Source organism: Psychrobacter sp. DAB_AL32B, assembly GCF_002224105.1.
Lineage (GTDB): Bacteria > Pseudomonadota > Gammaproteobacteria > Pseudomonadales > Moraxellaceae > Psychrobacter.
Map to the genome: position 1 here is coordinate 1 of NZ_NEXU01000032.1, position 18338 is coordinate 18338.

At 42.6% G+C, this 18338-nt stretch carries 15 protein-coding genes; 9 read left to right on the forward strand and 6 right to left on the reverse strand.

Features of this window, described 5'->3' with window-relative positions; translation table 11 throughout:
• Positions 1–42: 42 nt before the first annotated feature.
• From CAN34_RS04000 to CAN34_RS04025, 6 genes are all read left to right on the forward strand, one after another.
• The gene (locus tag CAN34_RS04000; protein WP_089554545.1) at positions 43–3015 is read left to right on the forward strand and encodes a valine--tRNA ligase; all 2973 of its coding nucleotides are present in this window, start codon (positions 43–45) and stop codon (positions 3013–3015) included.
• 277 nt (positions 3016–3292) lie between these two features.
• Positions 3293–4747, forward strand: a complete 1455-nt coding sequence (locus CAN34_RS04005) for a Na+/H+ antiporter NhaC family protein (protein ID WP_089554546.1) — start codon at positions 3293–3295, stop codon at positions 4745–4747.
• A gap of 57 nt (positions 4748–4804) precedes the next feature.
• A complete protein-coding gene (locus CAN34_RS04010; RefSeq protein ID WP_089554547.1) occupies positions 4805–5203 on the forward strand; it encodes a hypothetical protein in 399 nt (132 codons plus the stop codon).
• A gap of 388 nt (positions 5204–5591) precedes the next feature.
• On the forward strand, positions 5592–6083 hold the full coding sequence (locus tag CAN34_RS04015; RefSeq protein ID WP_123891899.1) for a hypothetical protein: 492 nt from the start codon (positions 5592–5594) through the stop codon (positions 6081–6083).
• Between the two features lie 368 nt (positions 6084–6451).
• Positions 6452–6874: a YbaN family protein gene (locus CAN34_RS04020; RefSeq protein WP_089554549.1), complete on the forward strand. Its 423-nt coding sequence runs from the start codon at positions 6452–6454 to the stop codon at positions 6872–6874.
• Between the two features lie 244 nt (positions 6875–7118).
• Positions 7119–7328, forward strand: coding sequence for a cold-shock protein (locus CAN34_RS04025; protein ID WP_010201661.1), 210 nt, complete (start codon positions 7119–7121; stop codon positions 7326–7328).
• A 225-nt stretch (positions 7329–7553) separates the two neighbouring features.
• Here the strand turns inward: CAN34_RS04025 and CAN34_RS04030 are convergent, their stop codons facing one another.
• A complete protein-coding gene (locus CAN34_RS04030) occupies positions 7554–8636 on the reverse strand; it encodes a YeiH family protein (RefSeq protein ID WP_089554550.1) in 1083 nt (360 codons plus the stop codon).
• Positions 8637–8891: 255 nt separating this feature from the next.
• On the opposite strand from CAN34_RS04030, the gene CAN34_RS04035 reads away from it, so the two are divergent.
• A complete protein-coding gene (locus tag CAN34_RS04035) occupies positions 8892–9839 on the forward strand; it encodes a LysR substrate-binding domain-containing protein (RefSeq protein WP_089554551.1) in 948 nt (315 codons plus the stop codon).
• Positions 9840–9939: 100 nt separating this feature from the next.
• On the opposite strand, the gene CAN34_RS04040 is transcribed toward CAN34_RS04035, so the two are convergent.
• Positions 9940–10401 (reverse strand): universal stress protein, encoded by a 462-nt coding sequence (locus CAN34_RS04040; RefSeq protein ID WP_079692627.1) that lies wholly within the window; start codon positions 10399–10401, stop codon positions 9940–9942.
• A 389-nt stretch (positions 10402–10790) separates the two neighbouring features.
• Between CAN34_RS04040 and CAN34_RS04045 the strand changes: the two genes are divergently transcribed.
• Entirely contained in the window at positions 10791–13856 is a 3066-nt protein-coding gene (locus CAN34_RS04045; protein WP_089554552.1) for an insulinase family protein, read from the forward strand.
• A 256-nt stretch (positions 13857–14112) separates the two neighbouring features.
• On the opposite strand, the gene CAN34_RS04050 is transcribed toward CAN34_RS04045, so the two are convergent.
• The 4 genes from CAN34_RS04050 to CAN34_RS14450 form a co-directional block, all read right to left on the reverse strand.
• Positions 14113–15432: a serine hydrolase gene (locus CAN34_RS04050; protein WP_089554553.1), complete on the reverse strand. Its 1320-nt coding sequence runs from the start codon at positions 15430–15432 to the stop codon at positions 14113–14115.
• A 187-nt stretch (positions 15433–15619) separates the two neighbouring features.
• Positions 15620–16183, reverse strand: a complete 564-nt coding sequence (locus CAN34_RS04055) for an NUDIX hydrolase (RefSeq protein ID WP_089554554.1) — start codon at positions 16181–16183, stop codon at positions 15620–15622.
• A gap of 347 nt (positions 16184–16530) precedes the next feature.
• The gene (locus CAN34_RS04060) at positions 16531–16896 is read right to left on the reverse strand and encodes an HPP family protein (RefSeq protein WP_254423078.1); all 366 of its coding nucleotides are present in this window, start codon (positions 16894–16896) and stop codon (positions 16531–16533) included.
• Positions 16893–17042: a hypothetical protein gene (locus CAN34_RS14450; RefSeq protein WP_254423079.1), complete on the reverse strand. Its 150-nt coding sequence runs from the start codon at positions 17040–17042 to the stop codon at positions 16893–16895. Before CAN34_RS14450 ends, CAN34_RS04060 begins: the two co-directional genes overlap by 4 nt.
• A 198-nt stretch (positions 17043–17240) precedes the next feature.
• Between CAN34_RS14450 and CAN34_RS04065 the strand changes: the two genes are divergently transcribed.
• On the forward strand, positions 17241–17978 hold the full coding sequence (locus CAN34_RS04065; protein WP_089554555.1) for a CoA pyrophosphatase: 738 nt from the start codon (positions 17241–17243) through the stop codon (positions 17976–17978).
• Positions 17979–18338 lie beyond the last annotated feature (360 nt).

Here is an 18338-nt window from a genome sequence, read left to right on the forward strand (position 1 = left end):
TTTATTTGACCACATTCATTATTAATAAAAGACCATTCTATTATGAGCAATCCTAATACCGACACTAACACTAAGACCAACCTGACCCAATCTATCCAAGCAGCGCTAAGCCAACTTGAGCACGCCTACAATCCTGCAGAGGTTGAGGCTGGCATGTATCAAGGCTGGGAAGAAAGCGGTTATTTTAAGCCGAGCTTTGATAAAGATGAGTCTTTCTCTATCGCACTACCACCGCCAAACGTGACTGGTTCGCTGCATATGGGTCATGGCTTTAATAATGCCATTATGGATGCGCTAACGCGTTATCACCGCATGGATGGTGACAATACGCTTTGGCAGCCGGGTACAGATCATGCAGGTATCGCAACCCAAATGGTCGTTGAGCGTCGTCTGGAAGCTGAGGGTATTAAGCGTCGTGATATGACTCGTGAAGACTTCATCGGTAAAGTTTGGGAATGGAAAGAAGAGTCGGGCGACAATATTACCCGTCAGATTCGCCGTTTGGGTAGCTCGGTCGATTGGTCGCGTGAGCGCTTTACCATGGATGATGGTTTATCAAATGCCGTTAAAGAAGTGTTCGTCCGTCTTTTCGATGATGGCTTAATTTATCGCGGTAAGCGTTTGGTCAATTGGGATCCAAAGTTCCAAACGGCACTATCGGATTTAGAAGTCGAAAACCATGACGAAAAAGGCAGCTTGTGGCATTTCCGTTATCATTTCACCGATAAAGATATCACTACCCAAGATGGTAAAAACTATCTGGTCGTCGCGACTACGCGTCCGGAAACTTTATTGGGTGATACCGCCGTTGCAGTCAATCCAAGTGATGAGCGTTATGCACATTTAGTTGGCAAAACGATTACTTTACCAATTACTGGTCGCATCGTGCCTATCGTTGCTGATGATTATGTCGAAAAAGACTTTGGTACTGGCTGCGTAAAAATCACCCCAGCCCATGATTTTAATGACTATGAGTTGGGTCGCCGTCATAACTTGCCACTCATTAATATCCTTGATGAGCGCGCCAATATTTTACCAGCGATGGAGGTTTATCCTGACCTGCAAACGCGTGAGCCAGAGCTTGAAACCACGCCTGCCGACCATTTAGGTAACAGCTATGCAGGACTTGAGCGTTTTGCCGCGCGTAAAATTTTAGTGGCGCAAGCAAGCGAGCAAGGCTGGCTAGAAGATATCGAAGACTACGCGCTAAAAGCACCGCGTGCTGAGCGTGGCGGTACGATCGTTGAGCCGTGGTTGACCGATCAGTGGTATGTGGCAGTCAATAAACTTGCTAAGCCTGCGATTGACGCGGTAGAAAATGGCAGTATTGAGTTTGTCCCTGCGCAATATAAAAACATGTATATGTCGTGGATGACTGATTTGCAAGACTGGTGTATCAGTCGTCAGCTCTGGTGGGGACATCGTATCCCAGCTTGGTATGACGACGCGACCGGTGAGATTTATGTGGCGCGTGATGAAGCTGAAGTGCGCACAAAATATAATCTAAGCGACGACGTAAAATTACGCCAAGACGATGACGTACTTGATACGTGGTTTAGCTCCGGTCTGTGGACATTTAGTACGCTTGATTGGGCGGACGTCAATGCGGATCCGCGCGTGCTCAAAACCTTTCACCCGACCAGCGTGTTGGTTACCGGTTTTGACATTATCTTCTTTTGGGTTGCCCGCATGATCATGATGACCATGCATTTCGTCAAAAATGAAGATGGCACGCCGCAAGTACCGTTTAAGACTGTTTATGTGCATGGTCTAGTACGTGATGGCAATGGTCAGAAAATGTCCAAATCTAAAGGTAACGTCTTAGATCCAATCGATCTTATCGATGGTATCGAGCTTGAGGCGTTGGTCGAAAAACGCACCAGCAATATGATGAATCCAAAAGACGCGGCGAAAATCGAAAAGCAAACGCGTAAAGAATTCCCTAAAGGCATTCCAGCATTTGGTACCGATGCGCTACGTTTTACTTTTACCTCGCTTGCCAGTACTGGTCGCGATATCAACTTTGATTTAAAGCGTGTCGAGGGCTATCGTAATTTTTGTAATAAAATCTGGAACGCCAGCCGCTTTGTGCTGATGAACTGTGTCGACAAAGAAGACAATGCCCAAGCGATTGACCAAGCCGCCAATCCAGAGGTTTGGGAATTACCAGAAAAATGGATTATGAGTCGTTTGAACTCAACGGTTGCCAATATTCATCAGCATTTTGCCCAGTATCGTCTCGATATGGTCAGCCATGATATCTATGAATTTATCTGGAATGAATACTGTGACTGGTATGTTGAGCTTGCCAAAGCCAGCCTAAATGATGACTCGGTGTCAAGCGAGCGTAAAGCGCAAATTCGCTATGTACTGTTGCATGTGCTTGAGACGGCGCTACGCTTTAGCCATCCAATCATGCCGTATCTGACCGAGCAAATCTGGCAAACCATCGCGCCGTTATTGGGTCGCAAAAATACTGATAGCATCGTGATCGCTGATTATCCACAAACCGATAATGCACAGATTAACGCGCAAGTTGAAGCCGATATGGCGTGGCTACAACAGCTCATCGCTAGTGTGCGTAATATCCGTGGTGAGATGAAACTGGGTAATGCGGTACGTCTGCCAGTATTGCTACAAAATATCTCGGCAGCGGAAGACGCGCGTCTATCGCGTATCGCCAATCAGTTTAAGGCGCTGGCTAAAGTAGAGAGCCTAGAGATACTAAAAGAAGGTGATGACGTGCCACTATCATCATCTAGTATGATTGGGCAGCTGCGCGTCCTTGTCCCAATGAAAGGTCTGATTGATCCTACTGCTGAGCTGGCTCGTCTGGGCAAGTCATATGATAAGTTGAAAGGTCAAGCTGAAGGTATCTCACGCAAATTAGGCAATGAAGGCTTTGTCAGTAAAGCACCTGTAGAAGTAGTCGATGCTGAAAAGGCTAAATTGGCTGAGCTAGAAGGGCAGCTGACGGCGATGACAGCGCAGATGGAAGAGTTGAAGGCGTTGTAAAATCAAATAAGCATATTAATACCTGTAATTTTATCCTAAAAACACCATCATAAATCTATGATGGTGTTTTTTTATCGTTTATACGACTGGCAATAAATTTTATGTCTCAGGTTGTTCTTTGTATTCAGGATTTAATCAATTAAAAATACTATATAAAATAGTAGATCATGGGCGTTACTAATTAGAATCAATATGTGTATATTGCATATTGTTTTAACATCTTTTCAAGTCTTGTCTAAAAAATTGAATAATTTGAAATGCTATTTTAAGGAACGTTATGTTATCTGCTTATCGTGAGGATCATTTTTTTCTTAGCCGCGCACTGCCTATTCTAGGTATATTGGCAATTATTTACGGATTGTTATGGGTATTGGCCGTTCCTATTAATGCAGTAGTCTTAGCTATTGTACTAATGGTGGTATTTTGTCTGATCAAAATTCCTGTTGCAGTTTCATTACTTTCTGCTGCTTTGCTTGGTGGCCTCCATGCAAGAATGGCATTTCCTGATATCTTACAGGTATTAAATGACAATCTACTCAGTGGCGCACAGGTAGGTATGACCTATATCATGGTCGGAGCGTTTGCAGTTGCGCTTGCGAGAAGTGGTATTCTCGATTGGGTCGCGCAGAAAATGGCCAGTAGCTTAAATCGTGATGGGGTTAATGTACGTAAACAAGTTAAATGGATGCTGTTTAGTTTATTTATTGTTGCCTCATTGCTCTCGCAAAACCTAATTCCAGTACATATTGCCTTTATTCCAGTACTTATTCCACCGTTGCTTGGGCTGATGAATCGTTTGAAAATTGATCGCCGTGCTGTTGCCTGTATTCTTGCATGTGGAATTAGTGCTTCTTATCTTTTACTACCGTTTGGTTTTGGTGCTATTTATCTGAATGAGATTTTGCTAGAAAATTTTAATAGTGTTGGCGCAGCGTCAGGATATGCTGCTACTGCAAGTATGGCTCCTAAAGCGATGTTTTTTCCAGTGATGGGAATTCTTGCTGGAATGCTATTTGCAGTCTTGATTACTTATCGTAAACCACGTGATTATACGCAGCCAGAAAAACTAGATACGTATGTAGCACCTGTTCAAGAAAAAATCGAGATTGGTTTGCAGCCATTACTATTTACCGCATTAGCGGTTGTGGTGGTGTTATTGTTCCAAATTTATTTTGATTCACTATTTATTGGGGCAATGATTGGGTTTATGATTCTTGGTTTTTCTGGCATTTATCGCTGGCAGGCTCAAGATGATGTTTTTACTCAAGGTGTGCGTTTAATGGCTGAAATCGCCGTGATTATTACTATTGCTTCTAGTTTTGGCGCGCTATTAACGGCCACTGGCGACATAGATCCGCTAGTACAATCGGCTACCCAGTTTTTTGGTGATAATAAACTCTTTGGTGCGGCAGTAATGTTAATCGTCGGTTTATTTATTACCATTGGTTTTGGCGACTCGTTTGCTTCTGTACCAATCTTAGCACCAATTTATATTCCGTTAGCCTTTGCCCTTGGTTTTTCACCGTTGGCGGCGCTAGCGATGCTTGGCGCTTCTGCTGCATTAGGCGACGCTGGTTCTCCAGCTTCTACTCTTACACTTGGCGCCACCGCTGGTCTAAATGCCGATGGACAGCATGATCATATAAAAGACAGTGTGATTCCAACTTTTTTCCATGCCAATATTGGTATGTTGCTCTTTACTTGGGTAGCGGTAGTTTGGTTATTGGGTTAATTTAAAGACTAAGACGCTAGATTTTAATATCATTCATTTTAAACAAGGACGTTTACTATGCAAATAACATCAACTGCCAAAGCTCTTGCTTTAAGTGCCTTATTTCTAAGCCTAAGCGCTTGCGTTATCGTTTCACCGCCAACTAATGAAGACACTTTGACAGACACCGATCTTATTCGAGCTGCTGAGCAAAAAGAATCAGCGCCAACCGAAGGCGCACAGCAGTGGGTCATCGGCTATCATCACGGCATTGCAGTAGTTAAGTCATTCCAGTGCTCAGACCTCTGTCCGCAGAATACTTTGCGCGTGATTTATTATGACGTACCCACCGATGCCACTTGTGAGAGTATCGGCGGCGTGACCAAATCAATATTAGTGCCAATCGCTATTACTGTAATGCCAAAAGACTATTGTTTCCCAGCCGTCATCGCCGACTATTGGGAAAGTTACCCCTGAATTAAATGAGCAACGTTTTTAAGTCGGATTATATAAGCTGACTTGAAGAAGCACGCGAAATAGGATTGATAGTGAAATAAGTCAGAATCTTATCGTTAAAAATAAAACCGCCTACAATTTAAACTGTGAGCGGTTTTTTTATGTTAGTCACCAAACAAAGCAGGCTACTTGCTAGTTACTAGCACTGCTACGGCAAACTTTGTATTAGACATTTTGTTACAAATCAAAGCGATAGGGCTGATAATATAAACAGATGAGTATTAATTACTATAAAAATTGAGACTATACAAATAAGGAAATAAGGAAATAAGTAGAAGATATTATATCGAATCTTGTAGTACACAAGATATTTTTAAATCAAGTTTCTCTAGGTTTAGGAATAATTACTATGATAAAGATAAATATGTATGTGATTTTTTGGGTCGCCCTGTCATTTTTTACCCTCCTTATTGCTATAAGTAATATAAAAGGTCGTAAGTTAATCCGTGATAAGGGCGCTATGCCAAAAGCACTCAGTAGCGACAGGCTCGATATTGAGTCCAGTTTTTATAAAACGGATGCAACGTGGCACGATATTATATTTTTCCACGCGTCCGCATCAGGTGTGGCTATCGTGCTATTGGTTTTAATTATCAAAGGCGAGGCGTTGTTCCCTGGAACGGTGGTTTTCTTTGGCGCGCTGTCTTCCATCGCCATATTCACCATTAGCATGGTACTTCTGTTATTAGCATTTTATTTCTATACCATCTCGATTTTGAAACTTGGTAATACGTTAGCCAGCATGCAGATTAAGGGTAAAGATATTAAAACCATGTATGCGATTATGGCTGTCTTTGGCTATTTTTTGATATTTGCATTACTGGCGTTGATATTGGTCTAGCATTAGAAGTAAAACCTATCTGTCGAGAATGCTTTGTACAGTCAATAAAAACCGCTCACCACCTAAACTGTGAGCGGTTTTTTTATCCCATTCATTTGACTTAAAACCAAGATGCTAGCTATCCAAAATATAGCGAAATACACATGTTATTCGTCTCAGAGCTGATACTAATTGCCATGCTAAAGATAATAATTCTAAAATATTTAGTTGTACTCATTTACTCAATCACTAACCAAACATACCCATCAGTAGCAAAACCGTGCAAAATCAGTCTTGAACTGCGTTATCAACTTCTTTATCTTTGATAGCTTATAATAGGTAGTCCATACCTAATGACCTAATGTCTAACACTGACTGATAAAACTCTCATGACTCAATCAAAGAAAGCTTTTTATTATCGACCTAAGACCAATCAACATAACAGTCCAACCGTGCGTTGGATGTTTTTGATATTTGGCTGGGTGTTTTTTGCCTTGGGTATCATTGGTATCCTATTACCTGTCATGCCGACAGCACCTTTTATCTTACTGGCGGCAGGTTGCTGGGCACGTAGCTCACGACGCTTCCATTTTTGGCTGATTAATCATAAATATTTTGGTAAATATGTCCGTGACTGGGAAGATCGTCATGCTGTACCCTTATATGGGAAGTGGTTAGCAACCATAATGATGGCAATATCGACAACGATGTTGTTTTTTAGCATTCCTGCCGATATGATGTGGGTGGCATGGTCGGTAGCCTTGGTATGTAGTGGGGTAGCGATATATTTGTTCCGCTTGCCAAATGCCTAAAATTGTTGCAATTAGGGAGAAAAACAGCCAATAACTAGCTTCAGTTACACGAAATCTGAGATAAGGCTTGCGATAATGAGATGTTGCCCTTATAATACCTCCAAGCTTAAGAGCAGTTCTGCACCAAATCATTACCTCGTAGTATTAGTTATAATCCTTCGTTTTAATATTTATCGTTCAGTAGCTATTTGCAAGCGTTACCGGTCACTAGGCCATTAATAAATTAAAAAGTAGGATTATCGATATGTCAGATACTCAAAAAGGTACAGTTAAGTGGTTCAACGAAGCTAAAGGCTTTGGTTTTATCGCTCCAGAAACTGGCGCAGACGTTTTTGCTCATTACAGCGAAATCACTGGTTCAGGCTTCAAAACTTTAGCTGAAGGCCAAGAAGTTGAGTTCACTGTAACTCAAGGTCAAAAAGGTCCACAAGCTCATAACATCGTTGCTATCTAATTTGTCTTTTTAGACAATTAGAGCAAGATGAATAAAAAACGAACCTTCGGGTTCGTTTTTTTTCGTCTATAATTTAATATAAATATCCTAATATTAAAAACTTGAGCTTTAAGATAAATAGTTATTAAATCAAACTATAAACAAAAAAATGCCTACGTACTATTATCATAGTCGTAGGCATTTTTGGTTTTAGATGAAGTAGAGGGTGTTAAGTCATTTGGCCTCTTAAATAAAGCTAATGCCGATATTAATCAATCCACCACCAACGATTAACCAAGCAAACATAATCGCACCTAATATCAGTGGTTTGACGCCAGCTTGTTTGATGGCGCTGAGATGGGTGGTGAGACCAAGCGCAAACATCGCCATCGTTAACAGGACATCGTCGAACATTATCATACTACGCTCAAAGCTCTCAGATATATTTAGCCAAGTATGCAACAAGACGATTAAAATAAAAATAAAGGCGAACCATGGCACTTTAACTTCTTTGATACGGCTCATAAATGAAGCGGTTTGACCATTTTCGCTATTGCCTTTGGTCAGAGCAAAAGACAGTACCAATAAGAAAGGGGCGAGCATCATCACTCGTATCATTTTAGTGACGACTGCGGTATCGCCAACGTCAGCACTGACGGTATTACCAGCGACCACCACTTGCGCGACTTCATGAATGGTCGAGCCGGTATAGACGCCATAATCTTGCGCGCTTAGCCAAGGCTGTAACCAGCCAAGATGATAGAGAAACGGATAAAGCAGCATAGCGATTGTGCCAAATACCACGACCGTTGCGACCGCGATAGTAACTTTGTGCGCTTCTGCTTTGACGATTGGATCGGCGGCGATGACAGCTGCTGCTCCACAAATACTAGCGCCTGAGCCTATCAATATCGTGGTTTCTCTATCCACTTTTAATAATTTGGTGCCTATCCAATAGGTTAATAAAAAGGTTGATGTGAGCACCAACGCATCGCTCATCACTGCTGGTAGACCGACACTTGATACTTGGGTTAGGGTCAATTTAAAACCATAGAACATAATGGCGAGTCTTAAAATCTGCCCTTTAGCAAAACCGACCCCTTCATTTAAGTGCTCAGCGAAATTGGTATAGACCGTATTGCCAAGTATCATACCGATTAAAATCGCTAGCGTGAGCGATGACAGTCCCACGATGCGCCCGTTTGTCCAAGTGTGCAAACTGCTATTTAACCACAGACAAAATAAGCTGCCAATTAGCACGGCGATAAGCCCTGCGAGATGGTGTTTGCGTGGAAAATAGCTATTTACTGACTGCATTAAGGCGTTCATGACGGACTGTCCTAGTGATATGTTTTGGGTAGTACGGCTAATTTTTATAAGACTGCTATTCTCGTTAATCGAAAATAGCATAAGCTTATGACTAGACATTATAAGTCAGTACTACCTATAATAAAAACAGATTAATAAGATATGAATTATCGATTTTATAGGTTATTAAACTAATTTCAGTTATTTCTTAAGTTGAGAATGAAAAGGTTATTAAAACTACATAAGTAAAAACAGACATAAAGGATAGATGTGCTTATGAAAAAAGCCGTACAGACTATACCGAAGATTACGCTGCGGCAACTGGCCGTATTTGTCAGTATTTATCAAACAGGCAGCACCAGCCGTGCTAGTGAAGTGATGCATTTGTCACAATCAGCGGTCAGTAGTGCGCTGACAGAATTAGAAACAAGGTTGCAGATGCCACTATTTGAGCGGGTCGGGCGCAGGCTTAATCAGCATCCCAATGCTCATCCTATTTATATACAGGCGCAAGCAATCTTAGGGCAAGCATTGACGCTTGAGCATTATCATAAATCGCAAGTAGGTCAGATTCATATCGGTGCGAGTACCACCATTGGCAATTATGTACTGCCGCCGCTGCTTGCCAAGCTATACGAGATATTGCCAGATGCGAATGTCGATATGTATATTGCCAATACCCAAGAAGTGGTCAATGAGGTTGAACAATTAAATATTGATATTGCGCTAGTAGAAGGGATGCCGCGGCCGACGGATATGAAAGCGATTGAGCAACGAGAGTGGCGGACAGACACCTTGATGGTATTTGCTAAGCGCGATAGTAAGTGGCTAAAAGAGGTTGCAGCGTATAACGATGCTGATCATTGCTATGAGCTAAGTACTGAGCAACTGGCAAAGTTGCCATTACTAGTACGTGAAGCGGGTTCGGGTACACGGCAGATTATTGATGAGCAATTATTGCAATATTTACCTAATGCAGAAATCATTATGGCGATTCAGCAATCTGAAGCAATTAAGCATATGGTGAGCGCAGATATTGGACTTGGCTGTTTATCTCAGCACGTCATTCATGCCGAGCTAGCCAAAGGACAGCTGGTGCAGGTGAAAGTGGCGGGTATAGATTTGTCACGGACATGGTGGTTAGTCTGGCATAAAGCCCGTCATCAAAGCCCGATTTGGCAGACGTTTATTGATATTATTGAACAGGGTCAAGCTCAAACTTGATAGGCAATCGCCGTTTTAGCTAAAAATAAAAAAGCGCCGCGTCAATAATGACACGGCGCTTTTTAGTAGCTGATTATATAAGACAATAATAAGCCTATGGTTATTTTGAGACAGGCTTATCGAGTCTCACCACCAAGCTATCACAAGGTACATTGGGTAAGATATTATCCGCGGTTGCTCCGCTTAACCAAGCTGCTATACCATGACGTTCATGACGACCGATGACCAACAAATCGACGTCATGCTTGTGGCAATAGTTGACGATACCTTCACTATTTGAGATAGCAGTGGTCACTTCAGAATTAACCACGTTTAATTCATTGCGGTCTAAAAACTGCGCCAGTTTTGCGCGCGCTTCTTGGCAGCGCTCATCATCAATCTCATCATATAGGCTTGAGGCAGGCACCAGCTCATAGCCGAAGCCAACCATGGTATCTTTGACAATATGTAGTACCGATAGCTTAGAGTTAGGACGATTATCGACGATACGTTTGGCCTTTTGGGCGACCACATCGGCATCGGACATTAGGTCTGTAACCAGTAATATATGTTGGTAACTCATGAGCGGCTCCTTGTGACAGATGATTTTAACTATAACACTACTAATGACTACTGTTAAGTGGGCTTTGTGAAATGCGCATTATCTTTATACGTTATTCTTTATTACTAATTATCTTTCTCCATGCACTGTCTTGACTTATCACCGTATTAGCCCCATCTAACCTCGTTAGGCAAATTCTTTTTAGCTTATAAATACACAAAGCGGTAATGAGTTGTTATTGATCATTATGTCGCTGCTATGCCTTTATAAACGCCATTTAATTTGAAGATTACCGATAATATTTTTATCAAGCCGATATTTTTATAAATATAAATTTCACTATTTTCTATGATTTACCCTGATGTCATCCATTAATGACGATGATATCAAGGTAATCTATAAGGACAACTATGACTGACACGCCATTTACTGCTGATTTAACCCTGCATCCAGCCTTTGAGCTGCTTGAGCACCGCCACATTGATGCATTATCAATGGATGTGTTGATCAGTCAGCATGTAAAAACGGGAGCGATGCACTATCATTTGGCGCATCCCAGTGATGAAAATGCCTTTTTAGTTGGCTTTCGCACCCAACCGATGGATTCAAAGGGCGAGGCGCATATTTTAGAGCACGTCGCCTTATGCGGCTCGAAGAAATTCCCTGTTCGTGATCCGTTCTTTTCAATGATTAAGCGCTCATTAAATACCTTTATGAATGCGATGACGGCGGCTGACTGGACGGCGTATCCGTATGCCACGCAAAATAAAAATGATTACTTTAACTTACTTGCCGTCTATCTTGATGCATCATTTTTCCCGAATATTCATCCGCTTGATTTTGCCCAAGAAGGTATTCGTGTTGAGTTGGACGAAAATGATAAGCCGCAGTTTAAAGGTATCGTCTTTAATGAGATGAAAGGCGCGATGAGTGGCGAGATTGATCAGTTGTATCATACGGTTGCCCATCATTTATTCCCAACGACGACCTATCACTATAATTCGGGCGGTGATCCTGCTGATATCCCAGACCTGACTCATAATGAGCTGGTTGAATTTCATCAGAGCCATTATCATCCGTCAAACAGTGTGATTATGAGCTTTGGTAATATTCCAGTCGCTGAGACCCAAGCAAAAATCCATGACGATGCTTTGATTGAGTTTGAAGCCGGTAAAAAACACGTGTCGCGTCCAGAGCAGCGTTTGTCTGCGCCGATTAGTGCCACTGATACTTATACCGCTGACGAAGCTGGTCCCGATCAAACGCATCACGTACTTGCTTGGTTATTGCCATCGATTACTGATCCAAAGCAGCGTTTGGCACTGCGTCTATTAGAAGGCGTATTGATTGAACATGCTGGCTCGCCGTTACGTGCTTATTTGGATAGCCATCCACTAGGTAAAGCGCCAAGTCCGTTATTGGGATTGGATGACAGTCATTATGAAATGGTCTTTTATACTGGACTACGTGGCTCTAACCCTGAACACGCTGAAGCAGTAGAGCAGGGCGTTATTGATTTGTTGACCAAGGTTGCAAGCGCGCCAGTCGATGATGAGACTATTGAAACTATTTTGCATCAAATCGAGATTGATCAGCGTCATATCGGCGGTGATAGCATGCCTTATGGTCTGAACTTGATGCTAGAAGGCTTTAGTACCGCGATTCATGATGGCAATCCTATCGATGTCTGGGAAGTTGATGAGCATTTACAATGGCTACGTGAGCAAGTAAAAGATGAGCAGTGGCTGCCGAATTTAATTAAAACGCACCTGTTAGATAATCAGCACCGTGTGCGCGTCACGATGACGCCGGATAGCGAAAAAACAGCTCGTCTGGCGGCAGCTGAGCAAACGCGTCTCGATACTATCGCCATGGATTTGACCACTCACGATAAAGATATCTTAAAACAACAAGCATTGGATTTGGCAGCGCGCCAAGCAGCGCCTGATGATTTAAGCTTATTACCAAAAGTTGGTTTAGAAGATGTACCGACCGACATTAGCTTTAAGCAAGGCACGCAAAAGCAGATTAACCTAAGCGGCAAAGACAGCACCTTATTTGAATATGAAGCGGGCACCAACGGCTTGTATTATTATCAAATAATCGTGCCATTAACCGATGAGATTGGTGCTAATAAGAATGCCGAGCTACCAGTAAACGAAGTGATTAATCATCCGTTACTGCCGATTTATTTAAGCTTATTATCAGAGTTGGGTACGGATTCGCTCAGCGCACACGAGATGCAAGCCAAGCAAGCGGCGCATTCATCTGGTGTGACGGCGCGTGTCAGTCAGCGTACCAATATTGATGACAGCCAAGCGATTAGTAGCTACTTTGTAGTTGCCACTCGCGCGCTTAATCGCAAGCCTGAAGCGATTGATTTGCTTAAAGAAGTTATGGAGCATAGCGTCTTTAGTGAGCATGATCGTATCAAAGAGATTTTGCAGCAGCGTCAAGCAGGCTGGCAATCAAACCTTGCGGGTTCAGGGCATTCATATGCGATGCAAACTGCCAGTCGTGGTATGAGTCGTCAAGCGCAGCTAGAGTATGTGCGCAGCGGTCTACCAGCTTTAAACGCGCTAAAAGACTTCCTAACGCATGCGAGTACTGATGATGCGCAGTGGAATCAACTGGCGACGAGTTTGATGGACTTACATCAACGTCTGATTAGCTTACCTAAGCATGCGGTCATTATTTGCGAAGCGGAGCAAACTGAACGCTTAAGCAATTTGATTGTTGATAGCTGGAAAGACAGCCAAGCGCCGGAAATTGCTGAAAAATTGAACCGTTCTGATGCTGGTATTGAAGCAAATATCCCAAGTGAATTTACGGAGTTATCGCTAAATGCTGCATTGAGTGGTGAGAATGATGGCGCTAAACTAGAAGAAGTTGCTGTAGAAGATTTGGCATGGTTGGTTCCGACCAACGTCTATCATAACGCCAGTGCTTATACCGTACCAGCGGCTGACCATCCTGACACGGCAGCCCTCATGGTATTAGCGCCTTACCTACGTAATGGCTACCTGCATAGCGCCATTCGTGAGCGTGGCGGTGCTTATGGCGGCGGCGCAGGCTATGATGCCAATGCTTGTGCCTTTAAGTTCTTTAGCTACCGCGATCCGCAGTGCGCTGAAACTTTTGCGCACTTCGACGCCAGTATCGAATGGCTATTAAATGAGCCGCAAACAGATGAGCAATTGGAAGAAGCTATCTTGGGTATTATCTCAGGTATGGATAAACCCGGCTCTCCAGCAGGCGAGGCAATCAAAGCGTGCTTTGCTGACTTGCATCATCGCGGTGTAGATTGGCAGCGTAAAATGCGTGCCGCCATCTTAGCCGTTACGGTTGCTGACTTACAGCGCGTGGCTAAGCAGTATCTGCAAGGGCAAAAACATGTGCGCGCCGTATTAGCACCTTATGATAAAGAAACTGCTGTAAAAGAGTTAGGCTTTAACGTTTGTAAAATTAAGAGCTAGTTATTAGATATAGAAGATTCAATTTAAAAAGATACATGGATATACATAAGCCGCTGGTATAAATTTCTCTTGCTTGCTGTGTGCTTTGCACGACAGAGGCTGCGAAAAATTCATCCCAGCAGCGTTATATCGGTTTTAAAGTGACTCGACTATATGCAATCGCTGAGCTGCTATATAAAAAAACCGCCGCTTCCATTTATATTGGAAACGGCGGTTTTTATTTTTACGCTTGTTTAAGCACTGCACTTTTACACAGCTACTTTTTAATTAAGTAATTTGCCACCGCTTTATAAGCAGGTAGTGAAGTAGGGTCAATTTTACCATTACTGGCTTCAGGGTATGAGGCAAAACGGACGATGACCATGTCGGCTGCTGGGTCAACATAGACTGTTTGACCGTGGACGCCACGCGCTGCATATATAGGCGTGGGGTTATCAAATAGCCACCACATACTTTTGTAGCTGCCATTATTGAGCTGTTTATAACCAGCTTTTGCAAAAGCCCCTTTATCACCGCCAGCCTCGATATTATCTACGACTGAGGTTGGGAATAAGCGTTCACCATTGATTTCGCCTTTATTTAACATCAAGCTGCCAATACGTGCCATGTCATGCAAGCCAGCACTAATACCGCCGCCAGCAAACGGCGTACCTTTAGCGTCGACAGTCATATAGGCACTTTGTTCGGCACCGATTTTTTGCCAAATGCGCTCAGAGAGTAAGTCATCGACCGCCTTGCCAGTGGTGCGTGAAATAATCCAGCCTAACGCATCACTATTGATTGTTCGATAGTTAAACTCTACGCCATGTTCGCCTTTCTTCTCAACCGTTTGCAGGTATTCAAAATAGCCATTAGGGCCGCTATAGCCTTTGGGTTTTGGTAACGGGCTTGCCGCTTCTGAATATTTCCAGATGTCTGCATCAGGATCCGCATAGTCTTCGCTATAATCGAGCGCCGTGGTCATATCCATCACTTGGCGTACCGTGGCATCGCCAAAGCCACTTTTTGCTAGCTCAGGGATGATAGTAGAGACTAATGCCTTATCATCAAGCTTACCTTCGGTGACGAGGATTTCTGCCAGCAGTCCAGTCATTGATTTGGTCATCGACATCGCGGCGTGATTACCCAGCTCATTAAGACAACCGTTTTGGCGCTCATAAACCACTTTGCCATGATGCATGATCATAATACCGTCAGTATAATTGGCATCGAGTGATTGGCGCCATGTCATCTGGCGTTTGCTATTGGTTGGAGTAAAGGTGATGGCATCGATATTTTTATCTAACTCATAGTTGAGTTTGGAGGGTGCACCGATACCGCGACTGACTTCAGTGGTCGGCATCAGCTCACGGATATGACAGACCGTCCAGCGCAGTTTAGGAAAACTAAAAAAGTCAGACTGGGGTTGTGATATCAGTTTATCTTTAGGCGGTGGAAAGCCTTGCATCCAGCCAAGGGTTTGCGGGTCTGATTCTTGTGCGGTTAAAGGGGTATTGTCAGCATGACTACTTATACTCGTCAGCCCTAGGGCTAAAGTTAGCGGTAGTAGCGCAAAAGAGTGTTGCAGTGTCAGCATGATATCCTCACAATTCGAATTAAGTGGTTAATTTTAGGCAATAAAAAACCGTTGATGAGATTTGAGCATAATTCTTATCAACGGTTTTTACTACTTGCTTTTGTAAGTTAATCGCTTTAGAAAGCTAGCGTTTAGCCCTTAAAACTTAGCCTTTAAAAATCAGCCCTTAAAAATCAGCGCTTTAATATTAGTAACGCTTGATGGCTTGGTCTTTGCCAATATAGTCTTGATGAATTGGGAATTTATCCTGGCTATCGAATTGCTGACGGTCTGCAAAATAGCTCTTTAAGGTTCGACGTACTGCTTCAAAGGCAAGCTTATCCCACGGGATGTCTTCTTCTGTGAATAACGCACAATCAAGACTTTCAGAGCCAATACCATAAGCACCGTCTTTTAGTTCAGTGATGTAGATACTATAAATTTGCCCGATATCAGGAATGTCATATAAGCAATATAATTGTGGATTGAGGACAACCGCTTCAGCTTCTTCAAAGCTCTCACGCGCAGCGCCTTCCGCCATCGTTTCTCCATTTTCCATAAAACCAGCGGGCAGCGTCCATAAACCATACTGTGGCTCAATGGCACGGCGACATAGTAGTACTCTGTTTTTATGGACGACGAGTGAGCCACAAATCACCTTTGGGTTTTCATAGTGAATATAGTGGCAATTTGGACAGACCAAACGCGGTATATTATCCGTGGCTGGTATTTTGCGTTCTGCTTTATGACCGCATTGTAGACAATATTGCATATCAGCTGCCTTATATAGTGAGAAATACGAGTAATGAGAAAAAAAGTTTTGGTTATTATAAGCGTTATGATTATTGCTTTATGACGATAGCCTATTAGGTTTTTATCTGCTAATAGTGTTTAAAGCTAAGATAACACAAATTCTCATCGCACTGGCAGTGATAATAAAAACAGCTTGTTTTTGATAGGTTAATTTTTAAGGCTTGTTAATTTCTGATGTTTTTAACCTCAGATTATTTGGCTTTTGCTGATGACTGCCATATACCAGCCATGTCAGTCACACAAAGTATAGGCGGTCATAGCTAGATTGCGCTAGTCTATACGAAGGGCAACTGTTGGAATGTATATTTACCAATAGCGGGGATAATGTCTGTTTCTACCGATATTATTATAAATTAATGCAACAACGACCAAGGCAAGCGCGCCTACTAAAGTAGGGGTAACTAAGAAATGCCACTTAACGCTGCCGAGCATCACGATTAATGGATTAGAGCCAGCAGGTGGGTGTGGCACTCGAAGCAATAACATCAAGGCAATCGCCGTACCGACCGCAAGTGCCAAGCTCCACCACTCAATCCCAAATAAAGACATAAAAGATAAGCCAGTAAAAGTGGTAATTAGATGACCGCCAACAATGTTTCTTGGCTGGGCAAATGGACTTTCTGGATAAGCGAAAATAAGCAAGCAGCTGGCACCGAATGAGCCCAAAATCATAGCGACATTTTGCCAATTACCAAGTAATGCACGGCAGTAGCAAAGGTGCCGCCAACCCAAGCAAGTGCAATGATTAATAATGGCAACCTTTGCGGGCAATTATCAGTTTTTCCCTGCATTTTATTTAATGAAAAAATCTTATCCACTAGCGTTTCCTAAATAATATATGAATGACACAGTTGAGCAATTGATGGTTGATAGCAGTTTTTATAATGTGGCTGATTGCTACAGTACAATGATAAAAAAACTGTATATGTATAGTGCTATTTCATTTTATATCGCTGTTAGTTTTCGTTGATGCTAATACTGACGCGTGATACTGATAAAAATAGAAGGCAATAATAATGTTAAACCTTTCGCAGTCTGCATGTTTTGATGAGTTGTCAGTCGCTGTGCCAGACTTTATTCGTTATCCCACCATCAGAAAGTTGGCTGAACGGGTGCAGCATGAGACCTTAAATGCCGCCGCCAGTTCGGTGCTGTACGACCCTTATAATACCTCTCGTAGCGCGCGTGTTTTAGATAGCCTATATCAGACACCTATTGCTGATGCTTCGATATTGGTTGCTATCACCCACGAACGCCATCCTAAGTTATTACTCACACGCCGCGCTGCGCATATGAATAGTCATGCTGGGGAGGTTTCTTGTGCCGGTGGTAAGTATGAAACAGGCGATGGTAATAACGTCGTCACCGCCTTACGGGAAGCCTGCGAAGAGACCGCGCTACCGCCCAATAAAGTGCAACTGCTCGGGCAATTACCAATCCAAACGTCCAAAAGCGGCATGAGTGTCCGACCTATTGTGGCGCTTATCGCTCCAGATTTAGTGTTAGTACCTGAACTTGGAGAAATCTCACGCATTTTTTGGGCAGATTTTGAAACTTTACTGACTCAGCCCACCGTAGAATATTCGATAGAATATATGATGCAAGATCAGACGGCGACCATCCTCACGCCAAGCTGGCAAGTGGATGGTGAGACGGTATGGGGTCTAACAGGACGCGTCATTGCTAGCTTATTAGAAACTGGCTTTGATCGGCAACTTGAATGGTATTACCGCATACAAGAATCACGGTTATAGAGGTTATCGGCTAATAGCCTGTTACCTATAAAAACTAGCAATCATTGTGAACCACTATGAAACATTAAAAACCACAAGCAAACACGTCTTTTATGGATTTATTATAGTTATTGTAGACGTTATTGATAATGGCTTAATATATTCTATTTAGTAATAATAATATTCTTAAGTTATCTCTTTTGGTAATGCTTTATAGCGGCTACTTGATTATTGTCTTCTGCTCATTGCTCTTAATTTATAATTATTTATTTATAATTATTTATTTGTATTTATTTATTTGTAATATCATCGTTTTTCTTTAGCCACCAATTAATATTTTTTTTGACCTTAGCGGGGAATGTTTCTACCTTATCTACAACG

Bases quoted from the DNA above. Each gene is read 5' to 3' on its own strand.
- CAN34_RS04000 (WP_089554545.1), top strand. From the start codon at position 43: ATGAGCAATCCTAATACCGACACTAACACTAAGACCAACCTGACCCAA.
- CAN34_RS04005 (WP_089554546.1), top strand. From the start codon at position 3,293: ATGTTATCTGCTTATCGTGAGGATCATTTTTTTCTTAGCCGCGCACTG.
- CAN34_RS04010 (WP_089554547.1), top strand. From the start codon at position 4,805: ATGCAAATAACATCAACTGCCAAAGCTCTTGCTTTAAGTGCCTTATTT.
- CAN34_RS04015 (WP_123891899.1), top strand. From the start codon at position 5,592: ATGATAAAGATAAATATGTATGTGATTTTTTGGGTCGCCCTGTCATTT.
- CAN34_RS04020 (WP_089554549.1), top strand. From the start codon at position 6,452: ATGACTCAATCAAAGAAAGCTTTTTATTATCGACCTAAGACCAATCAA.
- CAN34_RS04025 (WP_010201661.1), top strand. From the start codon at position 7,119: ATGTCAGATACTCAAAAAGGTACAGTTAAGTGGTTCAACGAAGCTAAA.
- CAN34_RS04030 (WP_089554550.1), bottom strand. From the start codon at position 8,636: ATGAACGCCTTAATGCAGTCAGTAAATAGCTATTTTCCACGCAAACAC.
- CAN34_RS04035 (WP_089554551.1), top strand. From the start codon at position 8,892: ATGAAAAAAGCCGTACAGACTATACCGAAGATTACGCTGCGGCAACTG.
- CAN34_RS04040 (WP_079692627.1), bottom strand. From the start codon at position 10,401: ATGAGTTACCAACATATATTACTGGTTACAGACCTAATGTCCGATGCC.
- CAN34_RS04045 (WP_089554552.1), top strand. From the start codon at position 10,791: ATGACTGACACGCCATTTACTGCTGATTTAACCCTGCATCCAGCCTTT.
- CAN34_RS04050 (WP_089554553.1), bottom strand. From the start codon at position 15,432: ATGCTGACACTGCAACACTCTTTTGCGCTACTACCGCTAACTTTAGCC.
- CAN34_RS04055 (WP_089554554.1), bottom strand. From the start codon at position 16,183: ATGCAATATTGTCTACAATGCGGTCATAAAGCAGAACGCAAAATACCA.
- CAN34_RS04060 (WP_254423078.1), bottom strand. From the start codon at position 16,896: ATGATTTTGGGCTCATTCGGTGCCAGCTGCTTGCTTATTTTCGCTTAT.
- CAN34_RS04065 (WP_089554555.1), top strand. From the start codon at position 17,241: ATGTTAAACCTTTCGCAGTCTGCATGTTTTGATGAGTTGTCAGTCGCT.